Annotated in this window: 13 protein-coding genes; 3 read left to right on the top strand and 10 right to left on the bottom strand. The window is 72.8% G+C overall.

Going from position 1 to position 16,940, the window contains the following annotated elements:
• Positions 1-69: 69 nt before the first annotated feature.
• The 7 genes from JK356_RS16325 to JK356_RS16295 form a co-directional block, all read right to left on the bottom strand.
• The gene (locus JK356_RS16325) at positions 70-1,674 is read right to left on the bottom strand and encodes an alpha/beta hydrolase (protein WP_201868788.1); all 1,605 of its coding nucleotides are present in this window, start codon (positions 1,672-1,674) and stop codon (positions 70-72) included.
• A 62-nt stretch (positions 1,675-1,736) separates the two neighbouring features.
• Positions 1,737-2,939, bottom strand: coding sequence for a DNA polymerase III subunit delta' (locus JK356_RS16320; RefSeq protein ID WP_201868787.1), 1,203 nt, complete (start codon positions 2,937-2,939; stop codon positions 1,737-1,739).
• Between the two features lie 318 nt (positions 2,940-3,257).
• Positions 3,258-6,182 (bottom strand): dTMP kinase, encoded by a 2,925-nt coding sequence (gene tmk / locus JK356_RS16315; RefSeq protein ID WP_201868785.1) that lies wholly within the window; start codon positions 6,180-6,182, stop codon positions 3,258-3,260.
• Between the two features lie 103 nt (positions 6,183-6,285).
• On the bottom strand, positions 6,286-9,144 hold the full coding sequence (gene topA, locus JK356_RS16310) for a type I DNA topoisomerase (protein WP_201868783.1): 2,859 nt from the start codon (positions 9,142-9,144) through the stop codon (positions 6,286-6,288).
• 214 nt (positions 9,145-9,358) lie between these two features.
• Entirely contained in the window at positions 9,359-10,891 is a 1,533-nt protein-coding gene (locus JK356_RS16305; RefSeq protein WP_201868782.1) for a methyltransferase, read from the bottom strand.
• A gap of 69 nt (positions 10,892-10,960) precedes the next feature.
• Positions 10,961-11,617: a small secreted protein gene (locus JK356_RS16300; RefSeq protein ID WP_307815646.1), complete on the bottom strand. Its 657-nt coding sequence runs from the start codon at positions 11,615-11,617 to the stop codon at positions 10,961-10,963.
• A 495-nt stretch (positions 11,618-12,112) separates the two neighbouring features.
• On the bottom strand, positions 12,113-12,601 hold the full coding sequence (locus tag JK356_RS16295; protein WP_201868780.1) for a ubiquinol-cytochrome c reductase iron-sulfur subunit: 489 nt from the start codon (positions 12,599-12,601) through the stop codon (positions 12,113-12,115).
• A gap of 202 nt (positions 12,602-12,803) precedes the next feature.
• Between JK356_RS16295 and JK356_RS16290 the strand changes: the two genes are divergently transcribed.
• The 3 genes from JK356_RS16290 (at position 12,804) to JK356_RS16280 (ending at position 14,542) form a co-directional block, all read left to right on the top strand.
• Positions 12,804-13,313: a sigma-70 family RNA polymerase sigma factor gene (locus tag JK356_RS16290; RefSeq protein ID WP_307815645.1), complete on the top strand. Its 510-nt coding sequence runs from the start codon at positions 12,804-12,806 to the stop codon at positions 13,311-13,313.
• Positions 13,310-14,107: a zf-HC2 domain-containing protein gene (locus tag JK356_RS16285; protein WP_201868777.1), complete on the top strand. Its 798-nt coding sequence runs from the start codon at positions 13,310-13,312 to the stop codon at positions 14,105-14,107. Before JK356_RS16290 ends, JK356_RS16285 begins: the two co-directional genes overlap by 4 nt.
• 210 nt (positions 14,108-14,317) lie before the next feature.
• Entirely contained in the window at positions 14,318-14,542 is a 225-nt protein-coding gene (locus JK356_RS16280) for a hypothetical protein (protein ID WP_201868775.1), read from the top strand.
• Between the two features lie 76 nt (positions 14,543-14,618).
• Here JK356_RS16280 and JK356_RS16275 read toward each other — a convergent pair whose 3' ends face one another.
• The 3 genes from JK356_RS16275 to JK356_RS16265 form a co-directional block, all read right to left on the bottom strand.
• On the bottom strand, positions 14,619-15,491 hold the full coding sequence (locus JK356_RS16275) for an RNA polymerase sigma factor SigF (protein WP_201868773.1): 873 nt from the start codon (positions 15,489-15,491) through the stop codon (positions 14,619-14,621).
• Positions 15,492-15,716: 225 nt separating this feature from the next.
• Positions 15,717-16,499: a SigB/SigF/SigG family RNA polymerase sigma factor gene (locus JK356_RS16270; protein WP_201868770.1), complete on the bottom strand. Its 783-nt coding sequence runs from the start codon at positions 16,497-16,499 to the stop codon at positions 15,717-15,719.
• Positions 16,500-16,599: 100 nt separating this feature from the next.
• Positions 16,600-16,770, bottom strand: coding sequence for a hypothetical protein (locus tag JK356_RS16265; RefSeq protein WP_201868768.1), 171 nt, complete (start codon positions 16,768-16,770; stop codon positions 16,600-16,602).
• Between the last annotated feature and the right edge of the window lie 170 nt (positions 16,771-16,940).

Raw genomic sequence — 16,940 nt, 5'->3', positions numbered from 1 at the left:
GAATAGTCTACATGCCCCGCGGGGTGCCCCTGACCCCGTACCCGGTGGGCGGGGTCAGGGGCAGGCGGGTCAGTGGCAGACCAGGCCGTCCTCGGGGCTGGTGCCCTCAAGGAGGTAGGTGTTGACCGCCTCGTCTATGCAGGTGCTGCCCATGGCGTAGGCGCCGTGGCCGTCGCCCTCGTAGGTGAGGAGGACGCCGGAGGACAGCTGGTCGGCGAGCCCTTCGGCCCACGCGTAGGGAGTGGCCGGGTCGCGGGTGGTGCCGATGACGAGGATGTCGTTGGCGCCCTCAGCCGCGATGGAGACCGGCTGTCCGGTGGGCTCGACGGGCCACAGGCCGCACTGGAGGGTGGCCCAGGCGAAGTCGACGCCGAAGGTCGGGGACGCCTCCACGTAGGAGTCGAGCAGCTCGCGGACCTCGTCCGGGCTGGAGGCGGCGGCCGGGCTGTCGAGGCAGCTGATCGCCGGGAACGAGTTCATGATCGTGCCGTAGGTGCCGTCCGGCTCGCGCTCGTTGTACGAGTCGGCGAGGGCGAGAAGGCCGCTGCCGTCGCCGTCCTCGATGGCCGCGGACAGCGCGCTGCGCAGATCGGGCCAGAGGAACTCCGCGTACAGGGCCTGGGCGACGCCCGTGGCGGCCAGGGACTCGGTCAGGGGACGGTCCGGCTCGCCCGTGGGCAGCGGCTCCGCGTCCACCTGCGCGTAGAAATCCTGGAGGGCCTGGGAGGCGGCGTCAGCGTCCTGCGTGCCGAGCGGGCAGTCGCTGCGCGTGACGCAGTCCTCGGCGAACGAGCGGAACGCCGTCTCGAACCCGCCCGCCTGCTGCCGGTCGGTGTCCACGGTCGGCAGCCGCGGGTCCATGGCCGCGTCCAGGACCAGGCGGCCGGCGCGGTGCGGGAACAGCCCGGCGTACACGGCGCCGAGCTTGGTGCCGTAGGAGGCGCCGTAGTACTGGAGCTGCTCGTCGCCGAGCGCCGCGCGCAGCACGTCCATGTCGCGGGCGGACTCGATGGTGGAGATGTGCCCCAGCAGCTCGCCGGTGTTCTCCTGGCACGCCTCGCCGAACTCCTCGAGCGCGGCGGCCAGCGCCTCGACCTCGTCCTCGTCGTCCGGCGTCCGGTCGGTCTGGGTGTGCTCGTCCATCTCCGGGCCGGTCAGGCACTCGACGGCCTCACTGTCGCCCGTGCCGCGCGCATCGAACCCGACGACGTCATAGGCGGAGAGCACCTCGGGCGGGAAGAGGTACTCGTACGTGCCCTGGGCGAACTCGACGGCGGAGGCGCCGGGGCCGCCCGGGTTGAGCAGAATGGACCCGATGCGTTCGCCGCCGTCGTCGGCGGGGCGGCGGGTGACCGCGAGCTGGATGTCCTGCCCGTCGTCGGGGTTCTCATAGTCCATCGGGACGGTGAGCTCGGCGCACTCGAAGCCCGGAGGGCCGCAGGCGCTCCACTCCAGCTCCTGCTCGTAGTACGGGCGCAGGTTCGCCGGGATCTCCTCGGGGAGCGGCTCCAGGGGCGGCGCGTCCGGCGCCGCGTCCTGGGTCTCGTCGGGAGAGGCGGAACCGTCCGGCGCTCCCTGGCCGGAGTCGTCATCGTTGCAGCCGGTGGCGAGCGCCAGGACGCTGGTCAGGGCGAGCGCGGCGGCGAGTGTGTGCCGGCGAGGCGCAAATCTCATGTGTCCCCCCCGTAAGGCCGTCGGGGCCGTTGGCATGTGCAGGTTGGTGTGAGCCTAGCCAATCAGCGCAGCGCCATGGTCATCGCCTCCACCGCGAGGAGGGGCGCGACGTTCCGGTCGAGCGCCTGGCGGCATTCCAGAATGGCCTCTATCCGGCGCAGTGTCCGCTCCGGTGTGGAGGAGGCGGCGATGCGCTCGACGGCCGCCTGGCTCTCGCCGCCCGCCAGCGCCGTCGACGACCCGAACTGCCGTGCCAGCACGTCACGGTAAAAGGCGGCCAGGTCGGTCAGCGCGAGGTCGAGGGCGTCGCGCTGGGTGCGCGTCGCCCGCCGCTTCTGGCGGTCCTCCAGCTCCTTCATGGCGCCCGCCGTGCCGCGCGGCAGCCGCTTGCCCTCCGCCGCGCCGAGGGCGGCGCGCAGCTCCTCCTGCTCCTTGCCGTCCAGCTCCTCGGCGAGCTGCTTGGCGTCTTCCGCGGCGGCGTCGACCAGCTCCTGGGCGGCACGCAGGCAGCCCCCGATGTCGGTGACGCGCTCGGGCAGGCGCAGCACAGCCGCCCGGCGGGCGCGGGCGCGCTCGTCGGTCGCCAGGCGGCGGGCGCGGTCGATGTGGCCCTGGGTGGCCTGGGCGGCCGCGTGGGCGATGCCGGGCTCGACGCCGTCCCTGCGGATGAGCGCGTCCGCGACGGCGGCCACGGGCGGGGTGCGCAGGGCGATGTGGCGGCAGCGGGAGCGGATGGTGGGGAGCACGTCTTCCGTGGACGGCGCGCACAGCAGCCAGACGGTGCGGGGCGCGGGCTCCTCGACGGCCTTCAGCAGGACGTTGCCCGCGCCCTCGGTGAGGCGGTCGGCGTCCGCCATGACGATGACCTGCCAGCGGCCGCCCGCGGGCAAGAGCTGGGCGCGGCGCACCAGCTCGCGGGTCTCCTTCACGCCGATGGAAAGCAGGTCGGTGCGGACCGTCTCGACGTCGGCGTGGGTGCCGACCATGGTGGTGTGGCAGCCGTCGCAGAAGCCGCAGCCGGGCTGGCCGCCGAGGGCGCGGTCGGGGCTGAGGCACTGGAGGGCGGCGGCGAAGGCGCGGGCGGCTGTGGTCCTGCCGGAGCCGGGAGGGCCGGTGAACAGCCAGGCGTGCGTCATCGAGGAGCCGGTGAGCGCGGGCTCCTCGCCGCCGTCCACGGCGGTGACGTAGGCGTCGGCGTCGCGCGCGGCGGCCGCGAGCTGCTCGACCACGCGCTCCTGGCCGACCAGGTCGTCCCAGACCGCCATCGCTGCCTCCGCGTGCTCTCAGGGGGGTTCGTGCGCTGGTGACCATTGTGCGGCAGGGCACTGACAGTGAGGGCAGTCACGCTCGCAGCGACGAGTAACCGTCGACACGCTGGGGTGGCAGGAAGCTGGTCGTGGCCGCCCGTGTCCGGGGGGCCGTGTCCGGGGGCACCGTCCCGGTGGCTGGCACGGCGCCGCCGGCGCCGGCTTGCACGCCGCGGCCGAGGCGGAGCGGATCGCCGCTGCCGGGCTGGCCGCACGGCACGGGGCCCGGCAGCGCGTTGTGGTGACGCGGTGCCGGGCCCCGGACGGCAGCGGTGGTCAGCGGCGCTTGCCCTTGCCGCCCTTGCCATCGCCGGAGTCCTCGTCGTCCTCCGGGTCCTCGTAGGGGCCGAGGAGCTCGTCGGCCAGGGTCGGGGCATCGTCCAGCGGCGTCTCCTCCGCCCAGGCGGGACGCTGGCGCTCACGGTCCTGCGGCGGCTCGTCCGCCACGCGCGGCAGCGGCCGGGTCTCACCGGCGTCGTCGGCGCCGGGGAGCGGCAGGACCTCGGTCTCCTCGTTGTCCGGGTTGGACGCCGGGATCTGCGGGAGCTGGACGGTCGCCGTGCTGTCCTCGGCGGCCAGGCGGGCCTCTTCGGCGCGGCGCAGCGCCTCCTCGGCCCGGCGCTGCTTCTCCAGCCTGCGCGCCTCGGCCTCGGCGCGCAGCCGGGCCTCTTCCTCGGCCTCCTTGCGGCGGCGCTCCTCTTCCTCGCGGCGCCTGCGCTCCTCTTCTTCGAGGCGGCGGCGTTCCTCCTCCGCCCGGCGGCGCGCCTCCTCGGCCCGGCGGCGCGCCTCCTCCGCCCGGCGGGCCTCTTCGGCGCGGCGGCGCTCCTCTTCCTCGCGCCGCTTGCGTTCCTCCTCCTCGGCGCGCAGCCGGGCCAGCTCGGCCTGCCGCTCGCGTTCGCGGCGTTCCTCCTCCTCGCGGCGCTCGCGCTCGCGCCGTTCCTCTTCCTCGCGCCGCTTGCGTTCCTCTTCTTCGCGCCGCTTGCGCTCTTCCTCGGCCTTGCGGCGCGCCTCTTCGCGGGCGCGCAGCTCGGCCTCGGACAGCGGCAGCATCTGGTCGAGGCGGTGGCGGGCGGCGGTGGTGACGGACTCCGGGTCCTGCCCGGCGTCGATGACGAGGTAGCGGGCGGGGTCCGAGGCGGCCAGCGCCAGGAAGCCCGCGCGCACCCGCTGGTGGAACTCGTGCGGCTCGGACTCCAGCCGGTCCGGCGCCTCGGTGAACCGTTCCCTGGCGGTCTCGGGCGAGACGTCGAGCAGGATCGTCAGGTGCGGCACCAGGCCGCCGGTCGCCCAGCGGGAGATGCGGGCCACCTCGGCGGGCTCCAGGTCACGGCCGGCGCCCTGGTAGGCAATGGAGGAGTCGGTGTACCGGTCGGTGATGACGACGGCGCCGCGTTCCAGGGCCGGGCGGATGACGCTGGCGACGTGCTCGGCGCGGTCGGCCGCGTACAGCAGCGCCTCGGCCTCGTGGGACAGGCCGCCCGAGGAGACGTCCAGCAGGATGGCGCGCAGCCGCTGCCCGATGGGCGTGGCGCCCGGCTCCCGGGTGACGACGACCTCGTGGCCCTTGGACCTGATCCACTCGGCGAGCGCCTCGGTCTGGGTGGTCTTGCCCGCGCCGTCGCCGCCCTCGACGGCGATGAAGAAGCCCTTGGCGGACACCTCGGGGCCGCGCTCGGCGACGTCGCGGAGCGCGACGCTGAGGTCGTGGCGCAGCGGGGTGCCGCGCCGGTCGTCGGTGCGGCCGAGCACCAGCGCGGCGACGGGCAGCAGCAGGGCGCCGGCGATCATGAGGGTGAACGCGGCGCCGCCGTGGTGGATGGTGAAGTCGCCGCGGTCCACGCGGTGAGGGCCGATCAGGGCGGCGGCCAGCGGCGCGGCGACGGCGGCGAGGGCGATGGCCACCCGCACCACGGCGTGCAGGTGCTGGGTCAGCCGCGGCCTGCGGAACTCCTCGGTCTCCTGGTCGAGCAGCACGTGCCCGGTGCGGGCGCCGACGCCGGCGGTGATGCCGGTGGCCAGGGCGGTGAACTGCACGGTCGCGGGGTCGGAGATCAGGCCGGTGCCGAACAGGCCGAGGCCGGTGAGCGCGAGCGTCAGAGCGAACAGCCGCCGCCGGGTGAGGCGGGGCAGCATCTTGGGGGCGAGCCGGATGCCCGCGGTGACGCCGCCGGTCAGGCCGAGGACCAGCAGGCCGAACGTGACGGGGCCGCCGCCGAGGTCGCGGGCGTGCAGGACACCCAGGGACACGGCCGCGGCGATGCCGGCGGCGAGCGCGGCGCAGCCGAGGACGAGGACGGAGATCGCGCCCGTCCGGCCGCGCTCGGGCACGGTCCCGGCGGCGGGCCGCCGCAGGCCCTCCAGCGGGGACACCGGGCGGCGGGCCGACTCGCTGCTGGGCAGGCTCAGCGTGGAGGCCACGGACAGGGCGGCCGCGAAGCAGCCCGCGGCGACGTAGGAGGCGAAAGCCGCCTGGTGGTCACCGAACCAGTCGATGCCGGTGGCGAGCAGGTTGCTGAGGAGCGTGGCGCCGACGAGCGCGGCGGCGGCCACGGGGAGCGCCAGGAAGGAACTGCGCAGCCACAGCCGCCGCAGCGCCTCGTGGTGGTCGGGCAGCGGCCGGATGGCGGCGCCCTCTGGCGGGGGCGGCGGCAGCAGCTGGGGTGAGACGCTGTCGCGGGCGATGGTCCACACCCGTTCGGCCGCTCCGGTGAGGAAGACCGACAGCAGCAGGTAGACGTAGGCGCTGTCGGGCACCCAGTCGATCCACAGCGGCGCGATGATCAGCAGGATGGCGCGGAACGCGTCGGCGCCGACCATGGTCCAGCGGCGGTCGAGCGGTCCGGCTGGTGCCAGCAGCCCGCTGACCGGGCCGAGCAGCACGGCGCCCACCAGGACGGTCGCCACCAGCCGGACGGCGATGAGGAGGGTGAGGGCCAGGGCCACGCCCTGGTAGTCGCCTCCGAAGAGCTGGTCACCGTCCGCGGTGACGTGGAGCGCCGCTTCCCAGCCGAGGAGCAGGAAGACCAGGACGGCCAGCACGTCGCCGACTCCGCCCGTGAACTGTGCCTCCCACAGACGGCGCAGCGCCGGGACCTGAAGCAGGGCGCGGCGCGCACGTTCGCGCGAGCCGGCGGCGAGCGCCTCGTCGGTGGCGCCGCCGACGGCGGGGTCAACAACCTGTGGTTGCTCTGCTCGCGTCATTCGGTCAGCGTAACCTTCGCACGGAGTCCGGGGGCGACCCACCCGAACGTTCAATCGAGTAACGGCCGCTGTGTCGCGGACCGTTGCTGGTGAGGCTACTCCCCTACTCGGGCGTACTTCCCGTCGTCGTCTTCGCGGCCGTCTTTGTGGCCGTCTTCTTGGCCGCGGTCTTCTTCGCGGTGGTCTTCTTGGCCGCGGTCTTCTTGGCGGTGGTCTTCTTGGCCGCGGTCTTCTTGGCGGTGGTCTTCTTGGCCGCCGTCTTCTTCGCCGTGGTCTTCTTGGCCGCGGTCGTCTTCGCGGCCTTCTTGGCGGTCTTCTTCGCGGGCCCCTTGGCGCGCCGCTCCGCGAGCAGCTGGAAACCACGCTCCGGGGTGATCGTCTCCGGGTCGTCGTCGCGGCGCAGCGTGGCGTTCGTCTCGCCGTCCGTCACGTACGGGCCGAAGCGGCCGTCCTTCACCACCACGGGTCTGCCGGTCGCCGGGTCCTCGCCGAGCTCCTTCAGCGGCGGGCGGGCGGCGGCCCGGCCGCGCGTCTTGGGCTGGGCGTAGAGGGCCAGCGCCTCGTCGAGCGTGATGGTGAAGATCTGCTCCTCGCTCTGGAGGGAGCGGGAGTCTGAGCCCTTCTTCAGGTAGGGGCCGTAGCGCCCGTTCTGCGCGGTGATCTCCGTGCCGGTCTCGGGGTCGACGCCGACGACGCGCGGCAGCGACAGCAGCTTGAGGGCGTCCTCGAGCGTGACCGTGTCGAGCGACATGGACTTGAACAGCGAGGCCGTGCGGGGCTTCGGCGCCGACTTGCCGCGGCCCTTGGTCTCGGACTCGGGCAGCACCTCGGTCACGTACGGGCCGTAGCGGCCGGCCCGGGCGACAATCTCGTGGCCGGTCTCGGGGTCGGTGCCCAGCGAGACCTCGCCGCTCGGCTTGGCGAGCAGTTCCTTGGCGAGGTCGACCGTCAGCTCGTCGGGCGGCAGGTCATCGGGCACATCGGCACGCTTGCCGGGCTCCCCTTCCTTCTCCGGCGGCGCCTCGACGTACGCGCCGTAACGGCCGACGCGCAGCGTGATGCCCTCGCCGACGGGGAACGAGGAGATCTCCCGGGCGTCAATGGCGCCGAGATCGGTGACGAGGTCCTTCAGTCCCGCCAGGTGGTCGCCGCCGTCTCCGTCGCCGTCCGGGCCGTCCTCGCCGAAGTAGAAGCGGCGCAGCCACGGCACGGCCTGCGCGTCGCCGGTGGCGATGCGGTCCAGGTCGTCCTCCATACGCGCGGTGAAGTCGTAGTCCACCAGGTGGCTGAAGTGCCGTTCCAGCAGGTTGATGACGGCGAACGACAGGAAGGAGGGGACCAGAGCCGAGCCGCGCTTGAAGACGTAGCCGCGGTCGAGGATGGTGCCGATGATGGTGGCGTACGTGGAGGGGCGGCCGATCTCGCGCTCCTCCAGCTCCTTGACGAGCGTGGCCTCGGTGTAGCGGGCGGGCGGCTTGGTGGAGTGCCCGTCAGCGGACATCCGCGTGGCCGTCAGCGGGTCGGACTCGGCGACCGGAGGCAGACGGCGCTCACGGTCGTCGAGCTCTGCCGCCGGGTCGTCAGAGCCCTCGACGTACGCCTTGAGGAAGCCGTGGAAGGTGATGACCTTTCCGGTCGCGCTGAACTCGCAGTCGCGGCCGTCGGCGCTGGTGCCCCCGACGCGGACGGCGACGGACTGGCCGACGGCGTCTTTCATCTGGGAGGCGACGGTGCGCTTCCAGATCAGCTCGTACAGGCGGTACTGGTCGCCCGTCAGGCCGGTTTCGGCGGGGGTGCGGAAGCGGTCGCCGGAGGGGCGGATCGCCTCGTGCGCCTCCTGGGCGTTCTTCACCTTGCTGGCGTAGACGCGGGGCCGCTCCGGGAGGTAGTCGGCCCCGTACAGCTGCGTCACCTGGGAGCGCGCGGCGGCGATCGCGGTGTCCGACAGGGTGGTGGAGTCGGTCCGCATGTAGGTGATGAAGCCGTTCTCGTACAGCCGCTGGGCGACCTGCATGGTCGCCTTGGCACCCATGCCGAGCTTCCGCGAGGCCTCCTGCTGGAGGGTGGTGGTGCGGAACGGCGGGTAGGGGGAGCGGCGGTACGGCTTGGACTCGACCGAGCGCACGGTGAACGCGGTCTCGGCGAGGGCGTCGGCGAGCGCGCGGGCGGAGTCCTCGCTGAGCTGCTCGACCTGGCCGGGGTTCTTCAGCTGGCCGTCGGGGCCGAAGTCGCGGCCCTGGGCGACGCGGCGGCCGTTGATGCTGGTGAGGCGGGCGTCAAAGGTGCCCTCGGCGGATGCGGGGGCGAACGTGCCGGTGAGGTCCCAGTAGTCGGCCGAGCGGAAGGCGATGCGCTCGCGTTCGCGCTCGACGACCAGGCGCGTGGCGACGGACTGCACGCGGCCGGCGGACAGCCGCGGCATGACCTTCTTCCACAGCACGGGCGAGACCTCGTAACCGTAGAGGCGGTCGAGGATGCGGCGGGTCTCCTGGGCGTCGACGAGAAGCTGGTTGAGCTCGCGCGGGTTCTCGACCGCCTCGCGGATGGCGTCCCGGGTGATCTCGTGGAAGACCATGCGGCGGACGGGGACCTTGGGCTTGAGCACCTCCTTGAGGTGCCAGGCGATGGCCTCTCCTTCGCGGTCCTCGTCGGTGGCGAGATAGAGCTCGTCGGAGTCGGCGAGCAGCTCCTTGAGCCGCTTGACCTGCTCCCGCTTGGCGCTGTTGATCACGTAGAGGGGCTGGAAGTTCTCGTCGACGTTGACGCCGAGGCGGGCCCACGGCTCGCCCTTGTACTTGGCAGGCACCTCGGCGGCGCCGTTCGGGAGATCGCGGATGTGCCCGACGCTGGCCTCGACCACGTAACCGGGGCCCAGGTAGCCCTTGATCGTCTCAGCCTTGACGGGTGACTCGACGATGACGAGCCGCCGTCCGCCGTTCGCGGACTCATCGGTCGGGGACACTTCTCTTCTCGCTCTTCTCTCCAGCCCGGGGACAGTACTGTCGGTGCGGAGTGTGACGGTACCTCCCGCCTCCGTGTCAAATGGGAATACCCCACAACGCATCTCGAACGGTAACCCGACTCCGCGCATTCCCGCTGCTCGAAGACCGCCCGGCATGTTGTCCGTGAACGGTCACGCGGCGGGACGGCGCGCCGGTCCCCGGCGCGGGTGGTGCCTAGGGAACAGGGACGAGAAACCCCTGCTCAACGAGGGGGCGGAGCCACGTCGGAGCCTGGGCGCGGAGCGCCGCCTCGTCCTCGCCGAGCAGCTGGGCGATGGCGTCCAGGATTGCAGTGGCGACGAGTGTGCCGTCACAGCTGCCGGCGAAGCCGGCGGCGACGGTGTCCACCGCACGGGCGCGCATCATGCCGTGCCGCTGCCGCAAGATCACGTGTTCGGGGTCCTCGGCGCCCGGCTGGCCCACCTGTTCCTGGGTCACGCCGTCGGCGAGGCGGAAACGCGCGCGCAGCAGCGCGGTGTCGTCGCGCCCGCGCAGGAAGTCCTGGCGCGCGAAGTGGGCCTTGATCGTCTCGCCCAGCGGCTGCTCGACGGCGTGCGGCCACTCCTCGACGGTGATGGCGGGGCGGGTGGCGGCCGCCGCTGACTTCCGCAGGGTGATCCAGCCGAAGCCGACGGAACGGGTACGCCGTGCGGCGAACTCAGTGAGCCATTCTTCGTACCTTTTCTCGTACACCTCCGGGTCGCCCCGGTGGGCGCCCGCGTCGCGCAGCCACAGCTCGGCGTACTGGGCGACGTCCTGCTCCTCACGCTGCACGATCCAGGCGTCGCAGCCCGGGGGCACCCAGCCGGCCAGGCGCTCGCGCCAGTCCTCGCCCTCGACGTGCTGCCAGTTCGCCAGAACGTGGCACCAGCCGCCGTCGGCGAGGTACGCCGCCGAGCGGTGCACCAGGGTGCGGCACAGCTCGTCCCCCGCCATACCGCTGTCGCGGTAGGTCAGGCGCTGCCCCGCCGTGGCGGCGGCCGGGGAGATGACGAACGGCGGGTTCGACACGATGAGCCCGAACGCCTCTGACTCGTCGCGCGGCTCCCCGCCCAGCGGCTCGAACAGCGGCCCCTGCCGGAGGTCGGGCTCCGGCGCCCCGGACAGCGCCATGGTCAGGGCGGCCATGCGCAGCGCCCGCGGGTTGACGTCGGTCGCGGTGACGTGCGCCGCGTGGCGCGAGGCGTGCAGCGCCTGGATGCCGCAGCCGGTGCCGAGGTCCAGCGCCCGGGCCACCGGGTCGCGCACGGTGAGCTGGGCCAGCGTCATCGAGGCACCGCCGACCCCGAGGACCACCTCGCTGCCCGCCTCCCGGCCCGCATCGGAGACCACCCACCAGTCGGCCGGCTCCCCCGGCCCCTCGGCGGCGAACGGGCGCACGTCCACGGCCGCCCGCACCGTCCCGCCCTCGCCGGGCACGACCCACCCGTCGGTGAACGCTTCCTCGGGCAGCGCCGCTCGCGCCCGCTCCTCGGGCACGGCGCGGCGGAGCAGGAACAGCCGCACGAGCGTGGCGAGGGTCCCTTGCTCACCGCGGGTGGCGAGCAGCGCGGGCACGCGCTCGCCGCGTGCCAGTGCCGCGTAGGCGGTGGCGCCGAGCAGCTCCAGCAGACCGTCGGGGGTGAACGAAGCGGCCAGCAGAGCGTCCCGCAGGCGGGCGGCGCCCGGGCCGGGGGTGGGGAGGTCGTCGGTAATCACGGTTGACATTGTCGTCCGGCGTCGTCCGTGGCCGCGGCCCCGTCCGACCGTGGCGCGCCGGGGCGGCCCGCCCCCGGGTCAGGACCCGGTCTCGTCCTCGTCCTCGTCCTCTTCCTCAGTCTCGGTCTTCTCGCCGCTGCCGCCCTGGCCGGCCGTCTCCTCGCCCGAACTCCCGTCGCCGTCCCCGTCGTTCGAAGGGCTCTGGCATCCGCGCTGCCGGGCCATGGCTTCGCCCAGCTCGCCCTCCTGGAGTTCGTTCAGCGCGTCGTCACCGCTCTCGCCCAGCTCCGCCAGCTGGTCGGCGATCTGTGTCAGCCCGTCGGCGAATTCAGCCTGGTCGGAGGTGTCCAGGCCGTCGATGGTCTCCTTCAGCTCGTTGTAGGAGTCGGAGATGCCGCGCAGCTCCCTGACGGCCTCGCGGCGCAGCTGCTCCCCGTCGTCAACGGGCGGATCCCCCGCGTCGTCCACCGCCTGGGCGATTGAGCGGTAGGCCTCGGAGATGTCCTGGAAGGCCGTGGAGTCGGTCTCCTGCACCTCCTCGGGGTCCCGGTCGCCCTCGCTGGCCTCGGTGATGGCCGTCGTGGCGGACTGGATCTGCTCCACCTGGGGCCGGATCTGGTTGCAGACGCTCCTGGCCCATGCCTCGGTCTCCTCGTCGTTGTCGTCGCCGCCACACGCGGAGAGCGTGAGCAGCAGCGCCGCGCAACCGGACAGCACCGCGAGCTTCTTGTTCACCGTTTCTCGTCCCTTCGTACCGCTCGCGCCGGAACTTACACGGCCCGCATCCCTCATCCGAGTGACAGAAGGGACTGTCGTCCCGTATTACGGCCATTTGCGCCACCGGATGGGTGACATATCAGGAGGCCACCGCGGCTGGTGATCTCGGACACGCTCCGCGTGTCGCCTGGGCGCGCGGAGAAACCCGGCAGCCGTGGACGGCAGGCCGCAGGAGGCAGGAGACGGCATGCACGCGACGTCACCGGAGCTCCGCCGCACCCCGCCTGACGTGCCATGGGGTGGTGCCGGACCGGCACATGACGGCGTACACCCCGGGCGAGGCCCGGACGCGGGCCGCGGCGGGCAGTGTGCGGGCGCCGTCCCCCGAGCGGCGCCCGGCACGCGGCACTGCCCCGCAGTGCAACCAGATCGTTACTCACAGCAATCAGAATACACAACGTAATCAGTTGCGCCAAGAGCCTTACGTTGAGTATTTCCTGCGGCGGGGAACGCTCAGCCGGTGACGATCTGGTCGCCCTCCACCCGCACCGGGATCGACGGCAGCGGCTCCTGCGCCGGCCCGTTGCGCACCTCGCCGGTCGCCGCGTCGAAGACCGAGCCGTGGCACGGGCAGTGCAGCTCCGCCCCCTCGGCCAGCACGGCGCATCCCTGGTGCGTGCACAGGGCGCTGAACGCCGCGACGGTCGACTCGTCGGCGCGGAAGACGAACGCTTCCTCACCGTCCGGCGCCGTCACGGCGGTGGCCCGCCCGACCGGCACCTCATCGACCGCGATCAGCGGCTCCCCCGCCGAGTCCGACCCGTCCGAACCCTCGGTCCCGTTCGTCTCCTGTGAGCCCTCGCTGTTCGAGCCGCCCTCCGGCTCGTCGGAGTCATCGCTGCCGCACGCCGCCAGGGCCAGCGTGCCCGCAGCACCCGCGGCGGTGGACAGCAGAACGGCGCGGCGGCTGGTCCGTGCCGGCTGTGGCGTCGGCTGTGGCATGTGTGGGGTCTCAGTCATACCTCTTTCAACGAAACCGCCCCGGCTCCGGTTCACCGTGCCCTCGCGCCACCAGCCAACCGGACCCGGGCCACGCGTCGAACCAGACACCCCCGTGCCTCGTGTCACAGGTAGCAGCCCCACGCGCGAGGAGGGAGCCCGGAATGCCCGGCCGCACATCCGTCGTCCGCTCCGGGCGGGCGCCGTGAGCGAGCAGACCGACGAAGCGCTGATGCGCGCACTGCACGAGGAGCACGCCGCCGCGCTCTGGGCGTTCACCCTCCGCCTGACCGGCGACCGCGCACGCGCGGAGGACGTCGCCCAGGAGACGCTGCTCCGCGCCTGGCGCCACCCCTCGGTGCTCGACCAGTCCGCGCGCTCCGCCCGGGCCTGGCTGTTCACCGTGGCGCGGCGCATCGTCATCGACGGCTGGCGCTCGGCTGCCTCCCGCGCCGAGGTCACCACCGACACCCCACCCGAGACCGCGGCGCCCGACGACATCGAACGCGCCGTCCAGGGCCTCCTCGTCGCCGACGCGCTGGCCGAACTGGCCCCGCGGCACCGCGAGGTGATCTCCCTGTGCTACTACCAGGGCCTTTCCGTCGCCGAGGCGGCGGCCCGCCTCGGCGTGGCCGAGGGCACGGTCAAGTCCCGGACGCACTACGCGCTCCGCGCGCTGCGCCTGGTGCTGCAAGAGAAGGGCATTGGCCAGTGAGCACGCAAGATTCGGGCACCGCCCCGCAGGGCCCGTCGCACGACCCGTTCCGGACCTACGACGCCGCGTACGTGCTCGGCGCGCTGTCGCCCCGGGACCGCGCCGCCTATGAGGCCCACCTCGCCGGCTGCGCGGACTGCGCCCGCGCCGTGCGCGAACTCGCCGGGCTGCCCGGCCTGCTGGCGCTCTCCCGCGACCCGTTTCCCCCAGCGGGCACCCCAGCGGGCACCCCGAAGGGCAACGCAGAGGGCAACGGGGCGGGCGGCACAGGGCACGGCGCCAAGCCCGCGCCGCTGCCCCCGCCGCCTCCCGGCCTGCTGCCGGCCCTGGTGGAACGCGTCACCGCCCGGCGCCGCCGGGGCCGCCGCCTGGTGGCCGCGCTGTCCGCCACCGCCGTGGCCCTGGCCGCCTGCCTGGCGCTCGTGCTGGCCTTCGGCTGGGCGCCGGGCGCGGGTCCGGAGGGGGGAAGCGGGGCCCGGGACAGCACGGCGATGACGCCGCTGGGCCCCTACCCGGTCGAGGCCAGCGTCAGCCTCGCGGACACCGGTCAGGGCTCACGCGTCAGCATGGAGTGCGCCTACGGCGCGGGCGAGTCCGAGCGCCCCGGGCAGCCGATCACCTACACGCTGATCGCCGTCGAGAACGACGGCACCGAACGTGAACTGGCCCGCTGGCAGGCCATGCCCGGTGAGACGGCGCGGATGACCGTCGGCACGCCGCTACGGCCTGACGAGATCGTTGCGCTGGAGGTGCGGGTCCCCGGCGGGCCGGCCGTCCTGCGCATGCCGATGTGAGCCGCGCGCACCCGCGCACACCGGAGCGGCGGGCGGAAACGGCCACGAGAGGGCGAACGAAAGGGTGCACGAGAGGGAGAACGAGAGGGACAACGAGAGGGCGAACGAGCAGGCGAAGAAGACAGGAAGGCAGCGAAAAGACCCCGGCGCACGCCACCAGGTGCGGACGCCCGCGTGAGCCGTCGCCCGGCTTTCGCTAGGGTCACAGGCATGGCGCACAACCCCCAGGCACCCCACGGCCCGCAGCACTCGCAGGAGCCCGACCCGGCGGGCAGCACGCAGATGTTCCAGGCGTTCGTCAACCAGGGCGCGACGGACCGCCGCGGCTCGGCCACCGCCGGTGGCTCCTCGTCCAGCATCAGCGTCGGCATGATCGCCGGCGTCGTCCTGGTGATCGCCGTCGTGATCGCGGTCGCGGTCATCGCCTTCACCTGACCGCCCGGTACGGCGCCTGTGCAGCGTCGCTCCGTGTCTCCCGGACCGGCGGGCCCTTCGCCGGTCCGGGTGGTCCTCACTCCTCGGCGGTCAGTCCCTCGCGGAGCTGAGCGAGCGTACGCGTGAGCAGGCGCGAGACGTGCATCTGCGAGATGCCCACCTCCTCGCCGATCTGGGACTGCGTCATGTTGCCGAAGAACCGCAGCATGATGATGCGACGCTCGCGGGCGGGCAGCCGCGCCAGCAGCGGCTTGAGCGATTCGCGGTACTCCACGCCCTCCAGGGCGGCGTCCTCGTAGCCCAGGCGGTCGGCGAGCGAGCCCTCGCCGCCCTCCTCCTCAGGCGAGGGCGAGTCCAGGGAGCTCGCGGTGTACGCGTTGCCCACCGCCAGGCCGTCGACGACCTCTTCCTCGGAGACGCCGAGGCAGGCGGCGAGTTCGGAGACCGTGGGGGAACGGTCCAGGCGCTGGGACAGCTCGTCGCTCGCCTTGGTCAGCGCCAGGCGCAGTTCCTGGAGGCGGCGCGGCACCCGCACCGACCAGGAGGTGTCGCGGAAGAAGCGCTTGATCTCCCCGACGACCGTGGGCATGGCGAACGTGGGGAACTCCACGCCGCGTTCGCAGTCGAAGCGGTCGATGGCCTTGATCAGCCCGATGGTGCCGACCTGGACGATGTCCTCCATCGGCTCGTTCCGGCTGCGGAAGCGGGCCGCCGCGTACCGCACCAGCGGAAGGTTCAGCTCGATGAGGGTGTCCCGGACGTAGGCCCGCTCCGGGCTGTCAGGGTCGAGCGTCGCCAGCCGCTGGAAGAGGGAGCGGGAGAGAGTCCTGGTGTCGAGGCTGTCACTCTCCGCTTCGGGTTCGGGCGGCAGCGAGGGTGAGTGCTGCTCGGGTACGTGCGGCCTGCCGGTCGTGGTGAGCACCTTGGAGCTGCCCAGTTCTACGGACATGCCACCCCCTTGAGGTCGTGGATGGGTCGCGGCGGCGCGCCTGACACGGGACTGCCCACTCGAAGCCTCGCTGAAAGACGTCGCCCTCTCGTGGATACCGGATCAGCCGCCACGGCAAACGCGGTTCTAGCAGAATGTCACACGTCATCAACACGATGTAGCTCGTTGTCGATAAAACGCCACAGGTGATCCGCGAGTTCCCGACTGACCGGTCGCTCAGTCGACTTAACTCTCGATCAGATTTGCGATACGGAGTCGTGTGACGCTGCGCGCCAGCATCCGGGAGATGTGCATCTGGGATACGCCCAGCTCGGCGCTGATCTGTGACTGCGTCAAGTTGCCGAAGTAGCGCAGCAGCAGCACGTGCCGCTCACGCTCGGGCAGCTGGACCAGCAGATGCCGCACCAGGGCGCGGTGTTCGACGCTCGTGAGGCCGGGGTCCTCGTAGCCGAGGCGCTCGATCAGCCCGGGGGCGTCCTCCCGCTCACGCACTGCCTCCAGCGAGGCGACGCGGTAGGCACGCCCCGCCTCCGCACTGGCGAGGACCTCCTCCTCGGTGAGGCACAGCCGTTCGGCGATCTCCGCCGTGGTCGGGGTGCGGCCGAGGGCCACGGTCAGCTCCTCGCCCGCTGAGCGGACCCGGCCCCAGCGCTCGTGCACGCGGCGCGGAACGTGCACGGACCTGACGCTGTCGCGGAAGTAGCGCCTGATCTCCCCGACGATCGTCGGCATCGCGAAGGTCGCGAACCGCACGCCGCGGCCGAGGTCGAAGCGGTCGATGGCCTGGATAAGACCGACGGTGCCGACCTGGACGATGTCCTCCAGCGGCTCGTTCCGGCCCCGGAAGCGGAGGGCGACGTACCGCACGAGCGGCAGGTTGGCCTCGATCAGCGCGGCGCGGACCCGGGCGTGCTCAGGAGTACCGGGCTCCAGAGTGGCCAGCCGCTCGAACAGCGCCTGCGTGAGCGCACGCGCCTTGGCCCCCCGGGACGCCTGCGTCGCCGCCACCTGCCTGCCACCCTCCACGCCCGTACCGGTGCAGAAGCTGTCATAGCATCACAAGACATATACACACTGTGCAAGCACCCGGTCACAACGTGTTCGGCGCTCAGCGGCCGAGGAGCGCGGCGAGGAAATCGCCGAACCCGTCGGCGGCGCCAGAGAGCGCGAGGATGACCATTCCGGCGAAGTCCGACGCCTTCCCCGGCCACGTGACGACCGAGAACAGCGCCACGACGGCCACCAGGTACACGGCGCCCCGCCGCGTCCGCGCACGCATCGCCCCTGCCCCGCGGCTCACGCCGGCCCCGGCTTCCCGGCCAGGAGCGGCCGCGGTCCCGTCCGGCAGTGCCAGCCGTCCCGCTCGCCCGGTTGTCCGTGCCCGCCGGCCACGCGTGCTCCCTCCGCCTCAGGTTCCCGGCGCCGTGAGCGCATTCAACCACTCCCCAC

This window comes from Streptomyces sp. 7-21, assembly GCF_016741785.1.
Lineage (GTDB): Bacteria > Actinomycetota > Actinomycetes > Streptomycetales > Streptomycetaceae > Streptomyces.
The sequence above is the reverse complement of the archived record's forward strand: the minus strand, read 5'-3'. Positions and strand labels throughout refer to the sequence as shown.